Here is a 17,472-nt window from a genome sequence, read left to right on the forward strand (position 1 = left end):
ATAACAGCAAACCGAGTGAAGTGATAAATCAAGTTTTAGAAAAATAAAAATGCTTTTATGTTCGTCTTAACTTTGAATAAGCCTCCTTTTTGATCAAGAGAGGACTTTTTTATTTTAAACAAATTGTCTCATCCAAGCATTTTAAATGATATGCACTTGAATCCGCTTCCCTCTCGGCTTCTATAATACCTGCTTTTGTATGCAACCATGTAAATGTGAATAGCATCCACCTTACTCATCCGGGTGAAACCATACAACAGGGAGAAGAGTTAGCTTATTTCTCATTTGGGTCTACCGTTATTTTGTTGATAGAAAATGGAAACTTCCAAATCTCCTCCGCATTACGCGAAGGCAAAGAAATAAAATATGGAGAAAAAATCGGATGTATTTCTCAATAGGTGTCATTTTATGAGTGGATTGACCAAAAAAAATTGTCTGAACGGGATTTTAACGCCTATATCAATCTATTTATTGTATGTAGATAATAAAGTCGATTAATTTTACTGTAAAAAACTAAGGGAGATTCTACTTGTGAGTGTAGAATCTCCCTTTAAAGTTGTTTAAATATCCATACTTACTATAAATTGCATTCCTAAAATGGATAATAAAGTTATTTAATTCGTTTGTCGAATATTCAACAAATGCTCCCCTGTGTTTCAAATGAAAAAAATAGATTTTTCATCTGTTTTTCCAATGTGATAAAAGCATGATGTGATATCATTATCACTTCTGCTTAAGTAGCTTTTAAAATGACAAATCTATAAAATTAAAACTCATTATTTTTCGATATACTCATACAAAAATGATTCACCGTTTCGGTAAAACCGAGGATCATAGATGCCTAATCGCTGTTCATCATTGACCACCACCACAAAAGGAGACCATTGCACGAGCGTTTTGGCTTCTGGATTTTGGGCAAACAAAGGAGCCAGGTCCGCTTGGTCATCGGAAGAAAGCGTTGTAACATCGCTCTTTTTTTGCCAGATATCAAACTGAATGATGTCCACGTTCCCGTTGTTTTTCCCGATAGCTTGAAACTGAAACGGAACAAAGCCAGCCGAAAGGGCCACCTGCTCATATTCTTGTTTCACCGTTTGATAAAGATGATAACCGACGACTGACTGCAACAATACATGGAACGCCATCAGCCCCCATACCCACTTGAAAACACAGTGCGAGGGTTTTTTTAACGTTTTCACTGCTAGGAATCCTGCCAACATGATGAGCCAAAAAACCAAATTGACAATCGGGATGACGCCGAACGTCACCCTAGCTTGCGACAGCGGCTCCAAGACCCCCGTTCCCCATGCATTGAAGATGTCACTGGTGTCATGGATGAACACGGAAAGAAGGCCGATGAAAAACAGCTTTTTGTCTTTTGTTTTCCAGATCCATATACAGGCCAAGTAAAGGATCGATGCCCAAATCGGCGCCATGAAGTAGGAATGCGTGATGCCCCGATGCCACATTTGATATAGTCCTTCCGTATCCCACAGCTTGGAGATCACATCGATGTCTGGAATTTGGCTTCCCACGACAGTGGTAAACAGCAGAGCCCGTTTGTATTCTTTTGTTTTTTCCTCTTTTTTGGTTGCACCATATAAGCTCAACCCAAAGAGTGTATGTGTGATGCTATCCATGCAATCCCTCCCCCCACAACCGCATAGCGTTATGTATCTATTTCGATTTCAAACTAAAAAAACCTGTTTATGTTCGGGCATACATAGGGTGGAAAATTCGGAGTTTTATTAAAAACCCTTTCCATCAAAAACAAGCCGTTTAAGCGGCTTGTTATGCCAATCGATATAATTTACTTTTACTGCCTTGTCTTTTAATTCGATAAAAATTCTTACTATTATTGTACCTCAATCAGAAAAACTCAACACCATTTTATTTGGGAGCGTCAAGAATTTTGTGTAAATGACAAGCCCCTCATCTTATAGTCTGTAACTCACCACGCATTTTGAACAGGCGGCGAGTTCTGCGTGCGCCTATTCGAAACCGATATTGCACCATACGGTGAAGTGCTTTTGTATTCTTCAGACTGTGATACGGGAAATCGAATCGATACCATCCCTGAATGCCAGACACTCACAGACATGGAATCAAATCACTTCACCCTCCACTTTTGTGTGCCGACATTTATGCTCGAAACACTAACCCTGCCATCGGAAAAACGATATGCGGTTACATATGTTTCCCGGGTCTTTAATGTGAAAGCAGGCTGAATCAGTGGATGCAGCGCCCACAAACTCGATTAAACTGAATTTACAACCTAAAAACTCCGGTTTGAGCAAACCACAATGAATTGCACCCCAATTGTTAGACACCAACTAACAATTGGAGGTGCTTTTCTTATGACTAGATTTACAGCCGAAGAAAAAATAAATGCGGTAAAACGCTAGTTAAATCGTCCGGACTCAAATCACCTATTGGATTATAAGCAGAATTATCATTAGGCGGCTGCGCTAGTTAAAATCTTTCCTGTAATCATTTTTGTAAAATCATATGCAAAAGTTACAATTATTGGTCCTCTTCTTCTTTTGGCGGTAAAACAGGCTTTTTATTCGGATCGAGGAAAAGAAGTTGAATGCGGCTTTTATAAACCCGGTGCTCATTTGCTAGTCGAGCCCTTTCATCCCACAATTCTTTTTCCGTTTCCAAATGCTTAATGGCTAAAATGACGGTTTTATCTTCAAACGTTATCTCCAGTTCTTTTTCTGAAAGCCCAGGATCTAAAATCTCTCCATCAAGATTTCGAGCCAAAGTACCATCTTCTTTAAAATCCGCGATATACACTGGCCAGACAACATTCAGCAAAAAGGCAACTCGAATCATGTAGCAAACTTCCTCCTTTACTTCTTCAATCGATTTAATGGACTCAATCTAACCATCGGCAAAGAAATAAGAAATTTTTCCCAACAATTCATAGTAAAGTTTCTCACCTAATTTCTCTATGCTCATTCCGAGTTCAAGGTTAATGGAGTGATACTTCATCGGGCCGCTTTGTTCGATTTCACCGCACAATAACTTTTTTAATGCTTTGGCTTTTGAATCCGCTTCTAATTTGTAATTGCGGACATAGGTTTCAAACTGCTCAATTTCAAATGTAGGCATTGTTTTATCCTCCTTTACCGGGCTTGACCCGGCATTGATATAGTACGAACTAATGTATTAAAGTTGGTGTAATGATGATAGAGTCTCCGGTCTGCCAAGATCTGATTCAAATAACTCATCGTAATTAAAGCCACAAGCTGATTGTGTTGCATTACTCTTGTTATTCCTATCCATAGGCTTAGAAGCCTTCACATTACCTTTTCCAGCCTTTGCAGACTTATTCATACCTGTGGTAGCATTTTGGTCTGCTTTAATAGGGACAACGAACGGGTGCCGGTTCCTCTTTTACAGCAGGGATTTCAAAAGGTAAAAAATGCAAAAAAGTAAAAATAAAAACAGCACCGGAGAGTGGTGCTGTTATATCAGATATTCGTTTACTGCTTGCAAGGTTGCTGTAATTTTATCATGCAGTCGGATACTTGCGATCATGTCATATGGTGTTTCGCTTTCAGTTACAATGACAACTCGGGCGGCATTTCCTCCTTGATATGCTTCATCAATTAAGGAGTTGAACGGCCACACTTGAAGAGATGTGCCAAGAACGATAACTAAATCCGCTTTTCTAGCTTCCTGAATCGCTTCAGACCAAGCAAGGTGTGGAAGTTCCTCCCCAAAGAGAGTAACATTCGGGCGAACAGTTCCTTCGCAATCTACACAAGCATCACTGTGTTCAACCGTAAATTTACTTGCATCATAATCGCGTTCACACTCATCACAAGTGAGGTAGCGAAGATGTCCGTGAAGCTCAAGAACTTTTTTACTTCCAGCCGCTTTGTGGTATCCGTCAATATTCTGGGTAAGGAGGGATTTAACCAATCCCTTTTCCTCCCACTCTGCCAAAAGGTGGTGAGCGGCATTAGGTTCATGCTCGGCTACATCATTCAATCGTTTTGTGAAGAATTCGCGGAACTCACCTGTTCCTACTTTAGAAGCGTGGGAAATTTCTTCTGGGCGCTTGCCATCCCAAAGACCGCCTTGCGAACGAAAGTCGGGAAGGCCGCTTTCAGTCGAGATGCCAGCGCCAGTTACGATAACTGCATAGCTTGACTGTTTCAAAAGCTCGGCAATGTTTTTGGTTGTCTCCTTTGTCACACTAAGTCCCTCCTAGCATTTGACGGATATCATTCATAATAAAATACTTTAGTCAAAATAAAAAGCAGCCCTCATGGACCACTCTTTATTAGCTTGCTGCTTGTACAGAATTTTTGCTTTTTAGTTTTTTAGATTGTGTCTTGTCGCAACAATTGAGGGTGCTTGATTATAAAATGTTCCAAAGAAAGCCCATCGGCTTCAGCCGTGGGAGCATCAGCAGGCAGCAATGAGTTATAGCCCTTTTAAATGACAAAAAAAGAGAAATGAAAAATAGCATTATACTTTTTTATTTTCACCTGCATTCTCATATACTTCCTTTGGCTACTGAATGCCATAAATGTAGATATAAACTCTTTTTATGGAACCTACACAGCTATCATTGTTGTGAGAGCTGTGTAGGTTGTAAACATGTGTGCAATTCTTTTTTGGTAGGAATATTAAAGCGGATTTATTAATAGGGAACTTTTGTGATATGATGAGTTTGGGATAATACCCATGTTTTTCAAATCATAAAACGACATAAAAAAAGCCTCTGAGTGGGATCAGAAGCTTGGGAAGTCGCCACCGCTTAATTAGCAGTACAACGACTGTTATCAATGTAAGTGTGTGATAATTATACGGTGAGCCCTCCCCTTTTGTCAAAAGGAGAATGCGCGGCAATGAGTGAAAATGGCAGGAAAAATCAAACCGGATGGCAAATGGAGTTGTTTTACCCTGGTGATGATACTACGCCAAGTTCAAGAGTGGTTATTAATGATCCAGAGAATCATACCTGGGTTAACAAAAAGCAGGCAGAAGTTTATGCTGAAAAGATGAGAAATGAAAGTGAAAGGGTTCAGGATACCAGAGGACGATATGTGATGGGAAAGCATAATTCCATTAAAACATTAGAAATATCGGACTTTTCTATTTCTGATCGCCGTCACTTTATGCAGCTAGTTCTTTACGCCCAGTTTAATGGTGAACCTTTAGCAAAAGATGGTGAAGCGTTAAACAATGAAATGATTGCTCAAATTTGGGGAGTAGCAAGAGAAAACGCCAGTCGGAGATTACGAAAATTTGTGCAGTTTAAGTTGCTTGAAAAGATCCGTGTCGGTAAGCAAAACCATTACGTGTTGAATGAAACGTACTTTCAAATGGGGAAATACTCTGGCTCTGAAAAATTTGTGAAGATCTTTCAAAACAAATTAGCAGATGTTATCGCTAAAGTTGAAAAGATCCAAAACGATTATAATAACCATCCAAAAACGACGAAAAAGGTAGATATTATTGATGTTGTGGGTTTATTACATGCTGTCATTCCCTACTTCCATTATCAAACGTATTATTTAGTAAGTAATTCTGATGAGGATATTAAAAAGGATGGGGAATCAATTCTTGATGTTTTTAAGCGGGAGCGGAAAGAAGCTAAAACTTCTGTTTTAAAGCATTTAAAGAAAGCCCAGATTGGCAGAATTCTTGGTCATAAAAACGTTAATAATGCCACAATTGACAAGTATATGGATTACTTGCAGCAAGCTGGGGCTGTCATGATCTTGAAAACTAATAACAAGACCCGATATTTAATTCACCCGGACCTTATGTTTCGTTTAAACACGAATGGATTAGATGATTATACGGAGTTCGTTAGAGGATTGTTTGGAGAACATGATTAATTAGCTGTTGGGGAAAAAAATTTAAGGTTGTGGATTTGAATCAAAGGGCGGTTTTCCCTTTGATTCAAATCCACAACCTAAAGGACGCCACGGCGGACTTAGACCACTATCTAAGATGATGAGCGGTAAGCAAATCCGCTTATCTTAATAAAGATTAAAATCTAACCCAATTTCAATGATCGACAAATGGGGACAAGATTAAAGAAGGAAATACAAGTTATCTACAATGTTGATAAGTGCCTTTAACCCTTGTTTTTATTGGGCTTGAGGCGCTTATTTATTTATTTATACACATGACGGTGATAGCAGGGTTTTTGTCGAATAGGTGATGCTAATAGCAGGGTTTTACGTGTTATATGTGATGATGATAGCAGGGTTTTACGTGTTATATGTGACGATGATAGCAGGGTTTTGATTTATCCCCATGTGACGATGATAGCAGGGTTTTTTCATTATATGTGACGGTAAGAGCAGGGTTTGTAATAACGTGTGTCGCCTAAAGCACGCTTTTTCCCATATGCTCAATATTATGTTTTTTCTTCTTTTTTTATGGCTCCTAACTACAAAAATCATGAACATGTGACGGTGATAGCATGGTTTTAAATGATGGCACTATAAGAATTCTCTAATATTTGCTAAACTTAAAACCCAATACATGTCGGCTATAGCACGTTTTTTTAAAACACTTGCTGGTGATAGCACGGTTTTCGTTTCATTTGACGGATTATAAAAGCTAAAAAAACCAAAGAAGGAGGTATAAGCTTCCGGCTGCAGACTCCCAACCGTCCTGCTATTGCGACGGTATCATTGTGTATCGTTAGAAAACTGGATGGCAATGGTGCGGCTTAATCAATCACCAGGTTCTAAAGAGCTCACTCTATATGTATTTCCAAGCATCCTTTGCTGGTGGCAGTTTAGAGAAGTCGAAACCAGACCACTTGTCAAGCCCGTGATACGCGCCAACGCTTTTATCTCTGCGGTTCGGACAATTATCATCCGTTTTTCTTGGCTAGAAATAGCGGGAGCATTGAGCACACCCTGGCTAACGCTCGTCGGATAATCTATATTCTTCCAAGTTGAAAGAATCCGTCATAATGCGCACCGCTCTTTTATTGAAACCATATTAACAGAAGCCAGATAATAACATTATGCTTTCCTTTCCATAAAATAATCATGGCAAAAATTAAAAGGAGCAGCCCGCTTTTGGACTGGAGGAATCAAAGTATTTCCTCCTAGTGAGTCATAACGGTCTCAAGGTATTGTCTGCAACTGCATTCTGAAACTAAATAGAGGAAGCATTCCTGTCACTATTTGTGAATCCAAGAATAATCCTGGCATTTTGTATCTTGTAGAGCGGGGATTAGATAAAGCCGTTAATTATGTTACTGGTGAAATTACGTACTATGATAACGTCCGTCTGAAATACGAATTAAAAGCACAAGTATTAAAGTACTTCGAAACACAAATTGGAGCTATCCTTAGATATTCTAATGGGTAGTTTTTTATGTTGAGATAATGGAGGCGGCAGCCGCCGCTCCCCTTTTTTTGTTTTAGGTATTACTTTGATTGGAGAAAGTTTATGTTTGTACAAATATTATCAACGGGGGTTTTACATATGGCTAACCAAGAACTGGCTTACGTCTGCTCTCCTCGTTCTAAATAAAAAAGGCCAGTACGTTTATGTACTGGCTTTTTCTTCAATAACTTTAGGTTTAGCTTCTATCCTATGTTCTTCATTAGTTGCTAACTGATCCAAACGCCCTCTCTCACGTTCCAAATCCTTCTCAATTCTTAATATCTCACTTTTTGCATTAGCTACTTGATCTTCATGACTTTTAATATTTTGTGCAATAAGGTCTTCTTTCTTTTTCTTCAATTCTTCCTCTAGGTCACTTGGCAGCTCTACCTTCAAGCTGTCTGGTTTCTTAAAACCAAAGAAACCCTTCTTTTCAAACGTTTTATTTAATGAGGCAGTTAGTAAACGAGATTGTCTGTCTTCTAAGTATTTGATGTGTTCAGCTGTTTTGATTTTTTCAATCTCATGCGCATTCTCCATGACAATTTGATTGAGTCTTGTTATTTGTTTTTCATATTCAGAAATATTGAGCCGGTGGGTTTGCACAACACTAAAATGCTCTAATATATCTACGCGCTCTGCTAAATCTTCATACCCTGCACTATCAAATGATTGTAATCCACTCTCTTTGTGGCCCTGCTTTTTCCTGATCGTTGGGCTACTGTCCGCAAATGGTTCTGGCTGTTGCAGCCCCGCTTCTATCAAAATATCTGTCGATGTGCTTGACGTATTTTCCATAAGTACGAATACCATATGTAATCTAAAGACAGATTTATAATCTAAGCGATAATACTTTCCGTGCTTTTCAGGCTTTATATACTTGATAATGTCAGTACGAAAATGATTACGTATTGTAGAATCATTTCTTTGGAGGATCTTCCCCGCATCTACCGTACTATAAACTACTTTCTTACTTAAACCTAATATAGCCGGACTAAATAACATATCAAGCTCTAAATCATCTTTATTCAAGCAAAGCTTATATACAGGATCATCCTTAAAATCGTATTCAAGTATCTCCTTCATACTCCGCTCTTCTACTTCATTTTCATCAATAACTCGTTCCACCATCGTTCGCCCTCCAATCCCTGGCATGTTACTAGAAATTTTACCACAAAACCTTTATAAAAACACTTGATTTTAGGCATATTCAACAAAAATAAATTGTTATCGAACGAAGAAACGACTATAAGCCGCCATCGTCAGAGAATCATTTATCATCAATCACGAACGTTTAAACATCTATAAGTCGTTCGTAAATCATTAAATATCATTTTCGAACGATAAGTCGTTTGAAAATGATTAACAATAATAAACGAACGATGAATAATGATTATCAAACGTAATAATAAACGTCGTTCGATAGTCGTTTCTTCGTTCGGTTGCTTCGATTTTAGGTATTTTAGCCGTTTGATAGTCGTTTGATCGTTTGATAACTTGATTTAAAAGAGAAATTCAAAAAATACCCCGGATAACCGGAGTATGGAATGATTTTGCTATTATCTTTTAAATAAGCTGCTTCTGTCTGGTTTTTGAACCGGATCTTGAGATGAAGAAACATCTTTTTTTGTAAATAGGCTGCCAGTTGGAGCAGGTTTTGCTTTTTCCTTTTTGTTTCTAGTGAAGAGAGAAAGGCTTTCGAGAACTTCATCTTTTTGTTCTTCTTGATTAGATTCATCAAATTCGATTACTTTGTACTGGATTTGCGTTATACGTTTAGGTAATCCCAAACCAGCGAATACCATATAAAAATTAATACCGGATAAACCAGGGTTGAGGTACGTTGCAATTGGTTTTTCACTAGCTTTTGGAGCATATGTGTCCATAATAAGCTCCATTTTGTTCGTAAATTTGAGATTAAAAAGCTTTTTCGCTTCATTTTCGTTTGTAATAACACTCACAGCAGCACGCTCAGTCTTGTTAAAATCATATCCATCAGACAAAACACCATCAACAACAGCAGATGAAAGTCTGTTACTAAATGTTGAATCATTATCCAAGTCCGGTGCATTCGTAAGTTTTAGTTTTGATAAAGAAATAAATCCTGGTGTTTTGATTAAGTTTTCAAACTCACTAGCATCAAAATGTTCAGCGCCGAAAGGAGCAAAGCTGTTTGTTACGACGTTTAACTCATGTAGTGTATCTGCTACATATGAATTGCAATATTTTAGGAAATTATCAATGCTGCTGCTTGCATTTTCCTCGAGGTATTCATTATAAAGCTTTTGGTTGTCTACCACTAAGATAGCACCCATATGCTCCATCGCGCTTGCAATTTCCTGGAATCGTTCGATCGCATTTCCAAGAACATTTCCACCTTCACTATTCCGTGGAAGCGTTAAGATTAAGCCGAATCTTCCTTCAAAACCATTTCTGTATAATGTATCAATTGCGGCCAATATCGCGCCAGTCCCAGTTCCGCCGCCTAAGCCAGCTACAACCCAAACGAAATCTCTGTCAGAAAAATTACGCTGAATGCTTTGGATCACAACTTCTTCATTTTCAACAAAAGCTTGCTCACCTTTATCAATATCCCGTCCGGCTCCACCTTCATAACCGCTTAGTCTAACTTCGTGAATCGATTCTCTACCACGAGCTTTGATTTTTTCAAAATCTTTAAGGTTTGTATTAACTAAAATAGCTGTATAAGGGCTTTTATTATCTGGTGTTTTAACCGTCGCACATTCTGCAGCGATTGAGCAGCCGCCCATGCCTAAACCTAGAAATCCAAATTTTAAGCTCACATCTACACTTTTCATTGTTCCGTAAAATTTATCATTTATCGTTGTATTGTTTGGGTTCATCTTTTTATTTCGTCCCTTCCAGTTCTTCTTTTTACTTTTGAGTGTGCGCATATTCTATCATGGTCCTTCCTAAATCAGTTATTGAATACATGCGTGCTCGTCCAACTTCTTTAACATCTACAAGACCTGCACCTTCAAGCCGGGCTGTCCATGTATCAAGCGTGTGCCGTGATTTAATAAGGTCCGTATCAATGTTGTATGTATGTTTGTAAAAATTATTTACCTGATCTTTAAGCTTGTCCTTTAAAAGCGGCTCGTTTGCGTCCTCTAAAGTTACAAGAAACATCAACCCTTCGTCCTTACATCGTTCATACAGGATGTGAAACAACTCCTCAACCCTCATCTAACAATGTTCCTCCTTTCAATCATGAATGTATATATCTATTGCGGATATAAGACGCAACCTTTGATGCTAATAGCGTCAATATTTGCGGCAATAGAAGGAATGTATTCATAATATCACAGGAAAACGATGGCTTTCAATATATTTTATTCCTAGAATAAAAACTTTAGAACTATTGATTTATCAAGTTTTCTCAATTGACGCAAAGGTTGCGGCAATAAGCACTAATAAGACACACGATTGAACCTAAAAAATACTGAAAGGAGGTAGTGAACTTCATTTTACCACTGGATTTTTTCTAAACAAGTGCTTATGTTATCCCTGTAACAAAAAACACAGGTGGATAACACTACGCCAAATATTACGATTTATACAATTAACACAGCTGAAGGCGAAAAAGTTGCTGAGAAATTAGCAAAGTACGATTTACAAGAATACCATCAAGTATATCGTCCGGGACCGGTTTACATATATCGAGTTCAAGGCTTTACTTGCATTAACGGATGATGGACTAGATGACATTCTTACACAAGCGGCAGCACAATCGATTTCTTAGAAGAACAAGGTATCGAGTCAGATAATTTAACGCTGCGTGAAGCAATAACGTAACGTCATCCTTCAAAAACCTAAGTTGCTTAAAACAACAATTTTGAAAGACTGGAACCGCATTGCATTTGGATTAAATAGTGCTCGCATGTTCTTGCCGCGTCATGTCCGTAAAGCAGAGTAAAAAAAAATGTATAAGAAAGCTATCGATCACAGGAAAAAGCCGTTTGATAAAAAATACATCGTTCGATAAACATTAAAACGACGGAAAGAACGCTATAAAGTTAATGAATACATAATCAAACGATGAAACGATCATCGAACGTTTGGCGTTTGAGCGCTGATCGAACGATTATCAAACCATGAGCCATTGCTCAAAACTGTTTTTATTAAAAATCAGTATGAATCTTTTTATCGCTGGGAAGTTAAAAGAAATGAGCTATGAATTAGTAGTGATACCAATGACTTACAAAATTATCTGCATAGGAAGAGCAAGGAATCAACTTGCATTTATTGTTCCGAACGACTTAAATTGATTAATGAATTCATGAATGTGAAAGACCTGACGGATATGGATACAGTTTTGAAAGTCTGTTTTTAATCCGTCCTCAATGTGGTACTGAACATTTAGAATTGCTTTCTAGAGCAGTAGATTTTAAAGGACCAGTCCTAATTAGGTGGGAATAAATTCAATCAAGTAAGGTTCTTTTTTTGTCTGGTTTTCAAATGTTAAGGAAAAAAATAATTGATTTTGCTCTTAGGTATTAAAAAATAAAATTTAAATGGTTGAGATCACGGAGGTTATTTTAATGACTAATACATCATTGGGGATAAATGGAATGGAAAACTTAGTATTGGTTTACGGAGATATAGAACTTGAGGTTCCAGCTAATATAGACCTTAACGCACTGGAAGCAGCAATGGCAGAAAACTTCCCGGAACTAAAAAGCGCAGAAGTTACACAAGAAGGTAACACAGGGAAATTTGCACCGAAGGCAGGAACGAAAGGCAACTACTTAATGAAGACTAATGGGTTCTTAGCTGACTTCCCACTTATAAATCATTTTATACTACTTAAATTAAAGAAGAATTAAAAAATGAACAGACAGAATTCAGCAGAGGGGGGGGGTTTGCTCAACTTAAAAGAAAAAGTACACGAGCCGGAAGGGATATTGTTGCTGCGTGAACCGTTTGTTTTAAACCAGCTCCTAATGAAAAATACGGGTCTGCCCATAGAAGAAATCAAAAACTTAAACGATGGTTCTGATGTACACCAAGCCTATCAGGCATATAGCCGGGTCTGTCGAATTTCCATAGCTGAATAAAAATAAAGCCTGTTGAACAGCCGAGCCGCTAACAAGAAGCGGTGCTGGCTGTTTTTTGTTGACGGGCGTGGCTGATAATTAAAACGGGTATAGCTCAAGTTTTTTCATCAGACTCGAATACCCAACCGGAATCTTGTAAAAAAGAGGGCGGGCGTCGTATGGAGGGCCAAATCGGTGTTACTGGCAAAATACCGATGATGGAAAATTGTATTGAATTATCTGCAGTCAAGAAATTCTAAGAAGAGAATTCACAACAAAAGCTAAAACCTAACTGTTTTTTTACCTGGTCCTAAAAATGTTAGGATTAGAAATTTGAATATCCCAAAAATGTTAGGGTCAAAAATGAAAGTGTATTATCCGTTTTATTTTATTTTTTTAACATTATGTAATAGATGTAGGTCAAATAAACAAACAGGCATCTGTGTTTTAAGTGTTTTAACTATAACTGTTTTTATGTTTTTAGTGTTTTATTGTTTTAGACCTAAAAAAAACTAATGGTACCAAGCGTTGAAGCTTCCTGGACATAACGTAATTGGGATAAAACCTAACAAAATTAGGATAAACCATAACGTTTATGGGATGAACCATAACTTTATTGGGATACCTGTCCTAACAATTTTGGGATGAACTATAACATATTTGGGATAAACCATAACGTTTATGGGATGAACCTAACACTTTTAGGATGCTCCATTTCAAGTTTTATTTTATCTGTTTGGGAGAATAAAAAGGGACTCTTCGAAAAACCCCCTATTATTTTGCATGAAGAAGGTTCGGTTTATACCTATCATTTTTGGGATGACAACGGAAGGATAAGGGAGCAAGCAAATAAGAAAACATAACATTTTCATAAAAGTGTTATGTTTATTGCTTTCTTTTAGAATGGAAATGTGAGATAATTCCATTAATATTAGTCGGAAGGTGCCAAAAGGTGGTAAAGAAATATGGCGAAAAAAAAAGAAAGCAATGGACTGGTTGTTCAATCCAACGACCTCATTGAAGCATATTATGAAGCAGACTTAAAAACGTCTGAACATAAAATTATTCGGTATGCCGCCAGCAAAATTAAGCTTAACGATACACAATTTCCCCATTACAGTTTCGAAGTAAGTGAGTTCCTTGCTGCGGCAGGAGTTAAAGGGAATAATTACCACAAAGAAATAGAGAAAATAGCGGATGGATTATCCAAGCGACGTATTAAAGTCAAATCCAAAGAAAAAATTGGCTGGTTCCCGTGGTTTTCCGGGATTGTTTACGAAAAAGGAACCGTACATATCGTTTTTAATGCTCTTATTAAAGATTTGCTTTTAAAGCTTGAAGAGCGCTTTACCAACTATCCATTTGATGTTATTGCTCCGCTTAAGAGCAGTTATTCTGTCAGGCTTTTCGAATTGCTAAAACAGTACGAGAAAATTGGACATCGAACCATTCCTTTAGAAGAACTTCGCTTAATGCTCGGGGCAGCTGAGAAATACCCCGAGTACGGAAATTTTAAGCAACGGATTTTAAAACATTCTCAAAAGGAATTGAAAGAAAAAACGAAATTGTCTTTTGAATTTGAAGAAATCAAGCAAGGAAAAAAAGTGGAGAAAATCAAGTTTACGATTAACAGTCAGTATAAACAAGAACAGCTTACTTTGTTTGATGACTCCAACCAAGATAAAGAAGGGCCAGAAAAATCTGCCGCTTATGGAGAATTTGTTTGTCTTACCAAACGTCTTTTAAAGGACCAAGGAATTTTTGTGGACGAAGAAACAATTTCAGGCTGGGAAAAATATGGAGATGTATTGATGGTAGAGGTGCTGAATGAAATAAAAGGCCGAAACATCAAGCAACATGTCCGGTATATTGAGAAAGTACTAATGGCCAAGTATAAAGAACAAAACAAGCTGGCCATAATAGAGGATCCCTCCCCAGAAGATGTGTTACAAAATGCACTGGATACAATTATAGCCGAGCATCAAAATAGTGCAGAAATGGTTCCTGACTGGTTCGTTGAAGATAAAGCAGTCAAAATCTTCAACGAACACCTAAACATTTCAGTCAAAGAGGCCCAGGAGCACTGGAAGAAATACAAAGACGAATTAATGAACTCCATTCAAAAGATGATTAAATTGCGGAGAAAAATATCCACCAGAAAGAAAGCATAACGTTGCGCGGCTAATTTAGGCCGCGTCTTTCTTTTATCTAGAAAAACTCAAACATAACATTTCTGGGATGAAAAAAATTAAACCTAGCACTTTTGGGATAAACAAAACATAACCTAACATGTTTAGGATGGGATGATTTGATAAGGTTCCCTAACACCCTATATAGAGGTATTTGCTTGTTACTTTTGAAGGTAAAAGCGAATCAGGCTCCTTTTCCATCCCGAATTTGTTATCTTTTCAAAGAAATCATCCCAAATCTGTTATGTTTTCTAAACTTCAAAAAAATGTGTATCTCTGTAACGTCTTTTTTATAGCGTATTTCTCTGTAGAATGTCTTCGACTGTGTTATGTATGAAATTGTGACTATGTAAAAGCAGAAAAAGGCTTTGCATGGAATTCCCGGTGGTGGCTGGAGTCATTCTTGTAAAAGTATTCCTGCTTTGAAGAAATAACAATTGTTTAACACTCTTCAAAAAACCGAATAAATGGCAGAGGAAAATAGAATCTAAAGAGAAAACAGAGTATTGGTATAAAATTGAAGGAGGCGTAGATCTGTCTTTGGCATATGAACTCTGTATCTAAAACTGGCTTCGTAAGAAAAACTTAATATGGTTCTTGAAGAAATCGAAAACCTAAACGATAACTCTAATATGCACTAGGTTTATCTGATGTACAGGGATTCCCTGCACGGTAGGAATAACTCTCTTAGCCAGTTAATTGCGCACAACGCTCGGACTTTCCACATACTTAGCCGTTTCTTTAACAGTTAAGCGTACTTCCTCAAGGTTTTCAGTTAGGCTTTCAGCACGTGATTTTTTGCTTGAGTCATCATTTCCATCATCCTTTCAAGATAATTTTCAACGTATGTGCCCGATAAAAGGCTTTTCTAAAGATGTGCGGCGGGTTTCAATAAGGTTTCCAAGTATGTTTTTCACGTATGTATTAAGTTTGGTGAATAATGCGAATGTCCTTTGACTAAATTTTTCGTCTGATTATATGTTTTAAAAGGCCTGAAATTTAGAGTGTAAGAAAACACTATTGCATCGAACGTTTTGCTCCGGATGCTGCATTTTCTCCCCGCATATCTTATACATAAGTACACTTTTACGCAAAATTTTGGTTCTTACGAACACTTGGTGAATACTAACAGAACCTTCTGTATGAGGAGTAAGCTGTTTTTTCAATATAATTATCGTTGGCTCAACAGCAGCTTGGTGCGCAAAAAGGAGAAATGTGCACGTCCATACATGCTTCTTTTAATCAGCTTGAGCCGGTTAATATGTCCTTCAGCCAAGCCATTGCTCCATGGCTCCCGAATGCCATTCAGCACTGCCGGCATATCCTGCAGAAGCGATGCAATAAAGGAGCGAATAGGGCCAAACCCTGTTTCCTGATAGTGTGAATCCAGCCAGCCAGGTCTTCATCCCTTTTTTCAGCTATTAGCTGTCTAAATGAACCGATTATTCTATAGAGTTCAAAAATATCAGGGAATGCTTCGGCAAACTGTGGGTGCAGGCAGTCTAGTTTCTCGTTTACCTTTGTTTCTGGTGGTGACCATAGCAAGTGCAGTACTTTTTGCTGGAGATGAAGAGCCGGCGGGGAATGGCTCTTTTCTTTTCTGCGCTCTTCGGAAGCCATGCTGTTTAGGGTGGCCAAGGATCCAGTGAAGCCTTCTTTTCGGCAGGCGTCTTCGATTTGCTTTACGCTTTTTCCTTTACCGATAAGCGAACGTACTAGCGGGCGAAAGTGGTTGAAACGTGAGTTTCTGCGGCCGGATGGTCTATGTTTTGTATCGAGGTAGGCATAGACAGTATTTCGCGTGATGCATAGCTTTCGAGCGATAAAACTGATCGAGCAGCCCGATGCTCTTAGCCGCTTTATTTCCTGGATTTTAAGCCATTTGTTCTCTTCATTCTGCAGGCGCACCTTGTCTGGTTTGCGAATTGGCTTCTCGGTAATAGGTGGATTAAGAACCCTCTCTGATCCCTTGAGAGACGGGATCCATTGGACAGGAATGATACTGAAGAGGATCTTCTTCGACGCATCGAATAGATGCTTTAGCAGATGCCAGCGGTCACTGATTTTCATGATTTCGGGATTTGCAGCTGAAAATGGCTTTTCGGTATGTTTTGGAACCGTCACGACTCACAGACTTGATGTGCGTATGCTGTTTCAGCCACTTTGTGACTTCTTCCTTGCTTCTCGTTGGAAGAATATCAATCATCTTTTTTGTTTTTTGGTCCACAAGGATGGTTCCATACCGCCGGCGCTTTTTAAACGCAAAGTCGTCAATGCCGACAAAAGGGAGAAGGATCGGATAATGGCAGTTCTTTTTGTTTTAGCAGGCGCAGCAGTGTATCATGGCTGACAGGAATATGAAGAGCATCGCAGACTTTTTCAGCAGCCAGGCAGTTCATTTCCAGTGAAAACTGAAGCAATGCCTCTTCCAAGCGTTTTGTCATTTGATGATGTGGGGAGACCCAGGAAAGGCGTTCTGTAAAAATGCAGGTGGCGCATGCTGGATTGATACAGAACCACTTATGAAGATGGACATAAAAGCTGACAGCCCGCTCTCCGAGAGGGAGATCTTTTATTTTCCGTGTATACCAGCTGTGCTTAGAATGCGTTCTTTTCCCACAAGCAGGACAGCCGGCTGTTGAAGATAAAATCCGAATTTCGAAAAGAATAGAAGAGCCGTCAGCCGTTTCACTTAAAATCTCAAACGGCTCTTCAATCGGAAAGAAAGTGTGAACAGCCTGATTCATAATGAACACCTTCCCTGCATTTTTAGTTTTACTATACCCGTAAAATAATAAGAAGAAGCATCACCAAGGGTTCGTAAGAACCCTTTCTGTCGCGCGGTC

The 17,472-nt window shown here is 38.4% G+C and carries 16 protein-coding genes and 1 pseudogene; 6 read left to right on the forward strand and 11 right to left on the reverse strand.

Annotated elements, in window-relative coordinates:
• Positions 1–215 precede the first annotated feature (215 nt).
• Positions 216–398 carry a phosphatidylserine decarboxylase gene (locus tag NLX67_RS23325; protein WP_375143423.1) on the forward strand — a complete coding sequence of 61 codons (183 nt, stop codon included), beginning with the start codon at positions 216–218 and terminating at the stop codon, positions 396–398.
• Positions 399–776: 378 nt separating this feature from the next.
• Here the strand turns inward: NLX67_RS23325 and NLX67_RS19470 are convergent, their stop codons facing one another.
• Complete coding sequence (locus NLX67_RS19470; protein ID WP_254313059.1) at positions 777–1,640, reverse strand: metal-dependent hydrolase; 864 nt, start codon at positions 1,638–1,640, stop codon at positions 777–779.
• 345 nt (positions 1,641–1,985) lie between these two features.
• Here NLX67_RS19470 and NLX67_RS19475 point away from each other — a divergent pair, with 345 nt between their 5' ends.
• On the forward strand, positions 1,986–2,228 hold the full coding sequence (locus tag NLX67_RS19475; RefSeq protein WP_254313061.1) for a hypothetical protein: 243 nt from the start codon (positions 1,986–1,988) through the stop codon (positions 2,226–2,228).
• Between the two features lie 295 nt (positions 2,229–2,523).
• Here NLX67_RS19475 and NLX67_RS19480 read toward each other — a convergent pair whose 3' ends face one another.
• From NLX67_RS19480 to NLX67_RS19490, 3 genes are all read right to left on the reverse strand, one after another.
• Positions 2,524–2,838: a hypothetical protein gene (locus NLX67_RS19480; protein ID WP_254313062.1), complete on the reverse strand. Its 315-nt coding sequence runs from the start codon at positions 2,836–2,838 to the stop codon at positions 2,524–2,526.
• A gap of 48 nt (positions 2,839–2,886) precedes the next feature.
• A complete protein-coding gene (locus NLX67_RS19485) occupies positions 2,887–3,117 on the reverse strand; it encodes a hypothetical protein (protein ID WP_254313063.1) in 231 nt (76 codons plus the stop codon).
• Between the two features lie 357 nt (positions 3,118–3,474).
• Positions 3,475–4,209, reverse strand: a complete 735-nt coding sequence (locus NLX67_RS19490) for an SIR2 family NAD-dependent protein deacylase (RefSeq protein WP_254313065.1) — start codon at positions 4,207–4,209, stop codon at positions 3,475–3,477.
• 659 nt (positions 4,210–4,868) lie between these two features.
• Here NLX67_RS19490 and NLX67_RS19495 point away from each other — a divergent pair.
• Positions 4,869–5,864 carry a hypothetical protein gene (locus NLX67_RS19495; protein ID WP_254313066.1) on the forward strand — a complete coding sequence of 332 codons (996 nt, stop codon included), beginning with the start codon at positions 4,869–4,871 and terminating at the stop codon, positions 5,862–5,864.
• A gap of 1,678 nt (positions 5,865–7,542) precedes the next feature.
• Here the strand turns inward: NLX67_RS19495 and NLX67_RS19500 are convergent.
• From NLX67_RS19500 to NLX67_RS19510, 3 genes are all read right to left on the reverse strand, one after another.
• A complete protein-coding gene (locus tag NLX67_RS19500; protein ID WP_254313067.1) occupies positions 7,543–8,511 on the reverse strand; it encodes a hypothetical protein in 969 nt (322 codons plus the stop codon).
• 428 nt (positions 8,512–8,939) lie between these two features.
• Positions 8,940–10,244, reverse strand: coding sequence for an FtsZ/tubulin family protein (locus tag NLX67_RS19505; RefSeq protein ID WP_254313069.1), 1,305 nt, complete (start codon positions 10,242–10,244; stop codon positions 8,940–8,942).
• A gap of 31 nt (positions 10,245–10,275) precedes the next feature.
• A complete protein-coding gene (locus NLX67_RS19510) occupies positions 10,276–10,530 on the reverse strand; it encodes a hypothetical protein (protein ID WP_254313070.1) in 255 nt (84 codons plus the stop codon).
• Between the two features lie 1,412 nt (positions 10,531–11,942).
• Here NLX67_RS19510 and NLX67_RS19515 point away from each other — a divergent pair.
• From NLX67_RS19515 to NLX67_RS19525, 3 genes are all read left to right on the forward strand, one after another.
• Positions 11,943–12,227, forward strand: a complete 285-nt coding sequence (locus NLX67_RS19515) for a hypothetical protein (protein WP_254313072.1) — start codon at positions 11,943–11,945, stop codon at positions 12,225–12,227.
• Between the two features lie 3 nt (positions 12,228–12,230).
• Positions 12,231–12,458 (forward strand): hypothetical protein, encoded by a 228-nt coding sequence (locus NLX67_RS19520; protein WP_254313073.1) that lies wholly within the window; start codon positions 12,231–12,233, stop codon positions 12,456–12,458.
• 944 nt (positions 12,459–13,402) lie between these two features.
• Positions 13,403–14,608, forward strand: coding sequence for a replication initiation protein (locus tag NLX67_RS19525; protein WP_254313074.1), 1,206 nt, complete (start codon positions 13,403–13,405; stop codon positions 14,606–14,608).
• A gap of 1,189 nt (positions 14,609–15,797) precedes the next feature.
• Here NLX67_RS19525 and NLX67_RS23330 read toward each other — a convergent pair.
• From NLX67_RS23330 to NLX67_RS19535, 4 genes and pseudogenes are all read right to left on the reverse strand, one after another.
• Positions 15,798–15,971: pseudogene (locus NLX67_RS23330) on the reverse strand (transposase); the annotation flags it as partial.
• Positions 15,932–16,696, reverse strand: coding sequence for a helix-turn-helix domain-containing protein (locus NLX67_RS19530; protein ID WP_256520025.1), 765 nt, complete (start codon positions 16,694–16,696; stop codon positions 15,932–15,934). The gene NLX67_RS19530 and the pseudogene NLX67_RS23330, both read right to left, overlap by 40 nt.
• The gene (locus tag NLX67_RS23335; RefSeq protein ID WP_375143425.1) at positions 16,683–16,853 is read right to left on the reverse strand and encodes a transposase; all 171 of its coding nucleotides are present in this window, start codon (positions 16,851–16,853) and stop codon (positions 16,683–16,685) included. Before NLX67_RS23335 ends, NLX67_RS19530 begins: the two co-directional genes overlap by 14 nt.
• Positions 16,854–16,896: 43 nt before the next feature.
• Positions 16,897–17,373: a transposase family protein gene (locus NLX67_RS19535; RefSeq protein ID WP_254313077.1), complete on the reverse strand. Its 477-nt coding sequence runs from the start codon at positions 17,371–17,373 to the stop codon at positions 16,897–16,899.
• Between the last annotated feature and the right edge of the window lie 99 nt (positions 17,374–17,472).

Source organism: Domibacillus sp. A3M-37 (assembly GCF_024213455.1).
Classification (GTDB): Bacteria; Bacillota; Bacilli; order Bacillales; family Domibacillaceae; genus Domibacillus; species Domibacillus tundrae.

Coding starts and splice junctions, on each gene's coding strand:
- NLX67_RS19515 (WP_254313072.1), top strand. CDS start 11,943: ATGACTAATACATCATTGGGGATAAATGGAATGGAAAACTTAGTATTG.
- NLX67_RS19530 (WP_256520025.1), bottom strand. CDS start 16,696: ATGAAAATCAGTGACCGCTGGCATCTGCTAAAGCATCTATTCGATGCG.
- NLX67_RS19505 (WP_254313069.1), bottom strand. CDS start 10,244: ATGAACCCAAACAATACAACGATAAATGATAAATTTTACGGAACAATG.
- NLX67_RS19470 (WP_254313059.1), bottom strand. CDS start 1,640: ATGGATAGCATCACACATACACTCTTTGGGTTGAGCTTATATGGTGCA.
- NLX67_RS19535 (WP_254313077.1), bottom strand. CDS start 17,373: ATGAATCAGGCTGTTCACACTTTCTTTCCGATTGAAGAGCCGTTTGAG.
- NLX67_RS19510 (WP_254313070.1), bottom strand. CDS start 10,530: ATGTTTCTTGTAACTTTAGAGGACGCAAACGAGCCGCTTTTAAAGGAC.
- NLX67_RS19480 (WP_254313062.1), bottom strand. CDS start 2,838: ATGATTCGAGTTGCCTTTTTGCTGAATGTTGTCTGGCCAGTGTATATC.
- NLX67_RS19495 (WP_254313066.1), top strand. CDS start 4,869: ATGAGTGAAAATGGCAGGAAAAATCAAACCGGATGGCAAATGGAGTTG.
- NLX67_RS19500 (WP_254313067.1), bottom strand. CDS start 8,511: ATGGTGGAACGAGTTATTGATGAAAATGAAGTAGAAGAGCGGAGTATG.
- NLX67_RS19485 (WP_254313063.1), bottom strand. CDS start 3,117: ATGCCTACATTTGAAATTGAGCAGTTTGAAACCTATGTCCGCAATTAC.
- NLX67_RS19525 (WP_254313074.1), top strand. CDS start 13,403: ATGGCGAAAAAAAAAGAAAGCAATGGACTGGTTGTTCAATCCAACGAC.
- NLX67_RS19520 (WP_254313073.1), top strand. CDS start 12,231: ATGAACAGACAGAATTCAGCAGAGGGGGGGGGTTTGCTCAACTTAAAA.